Here is a 545-nt window from a genome sequence, read left to right on the forward strand (position 1 = left end):
ACTTTTCTTTGCCTGCCGCAAAGAAAAGTAGGCAAAAGAAAGCGGCTCGAACCCCCTGCTAAGCGGGTCCCTCGCACAGTAACGGCAGTGGTGCATCTGGAATCTGTGCTCTCGCACATTCGGCGTGAGTGACAAAGGCGTCATACTTCCGGCGACGCTGCGCGCGCCGAAAGGTACTTCATCAAACCGCCCAGTACTTTCTAGCGTTTGCGTTTTGCCCGGTACAGTGGCACACCGTTGCATTGCCATTACAGCTACACCTATCGCAACGGTCGCAGTTGCAGTTGCAGTTGCAGTTGCAGTTGCAGTTGCAGTTCCAGTCGCAGTTCCAGTCGCAGTTCCAGTCGCAGTTCCAGTCGCAGTTCCAGTCGCAGTTCCAGTCGCAGTTCCAGTCGCAGTTCCAGTCGCAGTTCCAGTCGCAGTTCCAGTCGTAGTTGCAACTTCAACACACCGACATTTCACTCGAAGGGTGGAGTTTCGCATGAGTGCGGCGGAAATTCACCGAGGCAAAGTCAATACTCCACTGCCCGCAAGCACCCCCTGGT

1 protein-coding gene is annotated in these 545 nt (G+C 55.2%); it reads left to right on the forward strand.

What is annotated here, in order from left to right; all coding sequences use genetic code 11:
- Positions 1–242: 242 nt before the first annotated feature.
- Positions 243–434 (forward strand): hypothetical protein, encoded by a 192-nt coding sequence (locus tag PQQ96_RS42185; protein WP_408303361.1) that lies wholly within the window; start codon positions 243–245, stop codon positions 432–434.
- Positions 435–545: the final 111 nt, after the last annotated feature.

The sequence above is a fragment of the Paraburkholderia sediminicola genome (assembly GCF_046027825.1).
In the GTDB taxonomy this organism is placed as follows: domain Bacteria; phylum Pseudomonadota; class Gammaproteobacteria; order Burkholderiales; family Burkholderiaceae; genus Paraburkholderia; species Paraburkholderia sediminicola_D.